The 2915-nt window shown below is 53.7% G+C and carries 3 protein-coding genes; 1 reads left to right on the top strand and 2 read right to left on the bottom strand.

Going from position 1 to position 2915, the window contains the following annotated elements:
• Positions 1-673, top strand: a 673-nt coding sequence (locus tag ABX962_RS33965; protein ID WP_372726100.1) for a DUF1501 domain-containing protein, incomplete at its 5' end; no start/stop codon positions are given.
• Positions 674-692: 19 nt separating this feature from the next.
• Here the strand turns inward: ABX962_RS33965 and ABX962_RS33960 are convergent.
• Both ABX962_RS33960 and ABX962_RS33955 read right to left on the bottom strand, forming a co-directional pair.
• Positions 693-2045 carry a sulfatase gene (locus tag ABX962_RS33960; RefSeq protein ID WP_372726101.1) on the bottom strand — a complete coding sequence of 451 codons (1353 nt, stop codon included), beginning with the start codon at positions 2043-2045 and terminating at the stop codon, positions 693-695.
• A 129-nt stretch (positions 2046-2174) separates the two neighbouring features.
• On the bottom strand, positions 2175-2915 hold a 741-nt coding region (locus ABX962_RS33955), incomplete at its 5' end, for an endo-1,4-beta-xylanase (RefSeq protein ID WP_372726099.1).

Genomic DNA, 2915 nt, shown 5'->3' with positions numbered 1-2915 from the left:
GCACTTTGCTGAGATCGGAGATCCCGAAATTGAAACCACCATCGCACAGCAAGAAATGGCGTTCCGAATGCAAACGTCGGTTCCCGAACTGACCGACATCTCCGACGAGACACAGGAAACGTTGGCGATGTATGGCCCGGAAGTGAACAATCCCGGTTCCTACGCGCGAAATTGTTTGTTGGCACGGCGGATGGCCGAACGTGATGTTCGTTTCATCCAACTGTTCCATCGAGGTTGGGATCACCATACCCGATTGCCCATTAACCTTCGCGGACAATGCCAGGACGTCGATCAGCCGACGACGGCGTTGCTACGTGACTTAGAACAGCGCGGATTGCTCGACGATACTCTTGTTGTGTTTGCGGGTGAGTTCGGAAGAACCGTTTATTGCCAAGGCGAGTTGGATCCGGAAACCTATGGCCGCGATCACCACCCACGCTGTTTCACCGCTTTGCTGGCTGGCGGTGGCATCAAAGGCGGCATGCGTCACGGCATCACCGATGACTTCAGCTACAACGTCGTTTCCGATGGCGTCCACGTTCGCGACCTACATGCAACCATGCTGCATCTGCTGGGCGTGGATCACAAACGTCTGACTTTCCCATTCCAAGGACTCGACCAAAAGCTTACCGGCGTCGAGCCGAGCCGCGTGGTCAAGGAAATCATCGCCTAGAACGTTACTCGATCGTAGATTACTTGGCGGCCGCCTTGAGCTTGGCAAATCGTGCTCGCATCTCACTCAGTTGAGCGGCGTGTTCTGGGTTGGCGGCGAGATCGTTCTCTTCGATCGGATCGTTCTTCAGATTGAACAATTGCTCGCGGTCAAATTCAGGCCAATAAAAGAACTTCCAATCCTTGCGAACCAATGCTTCCGAAGCCGGGATGAAATCGGTGCTCCGCAGCATCGGATGCTCGTAGAAGAACTCGTCACGCCACTGGGGCTTCGACTTGGAAAGATACAGCGGCGCGATGTCCGTTCCTTGCATCGTTTCAGGAGCCTTGATCCCGACAGCAGCAAGGATGGTCGGAGCAAGATCCACATTGAGCGTGAATTCGTCGTTGGTTTGTCCGACTGCTTGCTGAGGCATACGCGGATCACGGATGATCAATGGAACGCGAATGCTTTCCTGGTGTGGGTACCATTTGTCCGCCAAGCCGTGTTCGGCATGGTAATAACCATTGTCGGTCGTAAAGATCACCAGCGTGTTCTCAGCGACTCCCTGTTTCTTCAGTTCCGCCAAAATTCGGCCGCACGTCGTATCGACCTCGGTGGCCAATCGATAGTAGTTCTTCATCATCGTCTGATACTTTTCCGGAGTATCAAAACGCCAATGCCAACGGTTGCGTCCCTCATTCTTTTCATTGCCTACGAAATCCGGCAACCGTTCAAACGACTCTTGGGTCGCATTGACTGGCACTGGAATCGTGATGTCCTGATACAACTGCATGCTTTCGGGTTGCGGCAGGAACTGCTGAGGGTGAGAATCCTCGGCATGCGTGGCAAAAAACGCAACGGTCAGACAGAACGGTTTGTCGGCAGGCCGACTTTTTAGGAAATCCATTGCGTCATTTTCGTTCTTCTGGGTCACGTGGATTTTTGAACCATCGGGCTTGGTGATCCAGTGGGTTCCATAGTAGGAACGGCTGAAGTCAAAGCGTTCGGCCGGAAGTTTCCCGTTGTGCCATTTTCCGACGTGCCCAACGTAATAGCCGTTCTCACGCAGCAACCCCGGGTACGTTTCGGACCAATCGGTCTTCCACGGTTTAAACGACTGGTTGCCATGTCGCGACATCCACTGCCCCGTGAACAACGACGCACGGCTGACTCCACAAATCGAGGTGGTCACGCAGTTTTGAGTGAATCGCATCCCCTGGCTCGCGAGCTGATCAAGGTTCGGCGTTTTGACGACCGGATTGCCAGCGACTCCCAATGTGTCATGCCGCCAATCATCGGCATACAAAATCAGGACATTCATCGGCGATGCATCGGAGCGGCCCTCATTCGCCTGCTCGCTCGCTCCATCGACTCGGTTGACGTCGAACATTTGGACTGCGGCAAGGGCCAGACATACGATCAAGGCAAAGGTTTTCTTGGTCATTTGAAATACATGGGAATTGAAGGAAAGCTCGAAATAAAGTTTGACGCAATCGGCAGTGGACTAGGGTTTTGAGGGCTACGGAAGATGCACTTGAACCGCGGTACCCTCCGCGGTGAGCGTTGCGTTGACCTTCTTGGTCACTCCATCTTTCTCGACCGTGATCTCATAATCGCCCAAAAAACCGCGCAGCTGGCTCTTGCCATCGTCGTCGGTTTGGCTCACTTCGTCAGTCCACCACTGATTCGCAACCAGATCGACAAACACCTCGCCCGCCGGCTTGATCGTCCAATCTGCACGCCAAAGGGCTGCAGCAGGCTTCCAGTGCATCTTCTCCCAGAACCCCCACTGCACGATCGCTTCAAAGTTAGGATGACTAAACGTTGCAATCATCACGTCACGAAAATAGTCGGCCTGCAACTGTTCGTCATCCCCGGCATCGACATCAAACTCACTAAGCTGCAGACGCGGTGCAATTTCGGCGAATTCGTCATAGACTTGCAATAACTCCTCGGGTGGCGTCAGCGTGGTGGAATCAAAGTGCGCCATGAAGCCGACAATATCGGCTGGCTGGCCCTGTTCGTTCAGAAAGCGGATGATGTGCTTGTAGGGTTCGCGTTTGTAGCCATCCGGAAGAATTTTTCCTTCATTGATGGCGTGGGTCGCATTGGGTGCCAATCGCCGGGCTTCGGCCATAATTTCCGCGTAGATCTCTGGCCCGCCATATTCCTTTTCGTAGGTGTGTTTTCCCCAACCGATAATGTGATTGATCGTGTCCCACTCGGTGACAAATTCGGACGTGGCCGGAAGCTCGTCCTT

Origin of the sequence: Novipirellula sp. (assembly GCF_041583735.1) — a bacterium.
Lineage (GTDB): Bacteria > Planctomycetota > Planctomycetia > Pirellulales > Pirellulaceae > Novipirellula.
This window is presented reverse-complemented; position numbering and strand designations above follow the sequence as displayed.

What these genes read in the sequence shown, in the direction of transcription:
- ABX962_RS33960 (WP_372726101.1), bottom strand. Translation starts at nt 2,045, where the DNA reads ATGTTCGACGTCAACCGAGTCGATGGAGCGAGCGAGCAGGCGAATGAG.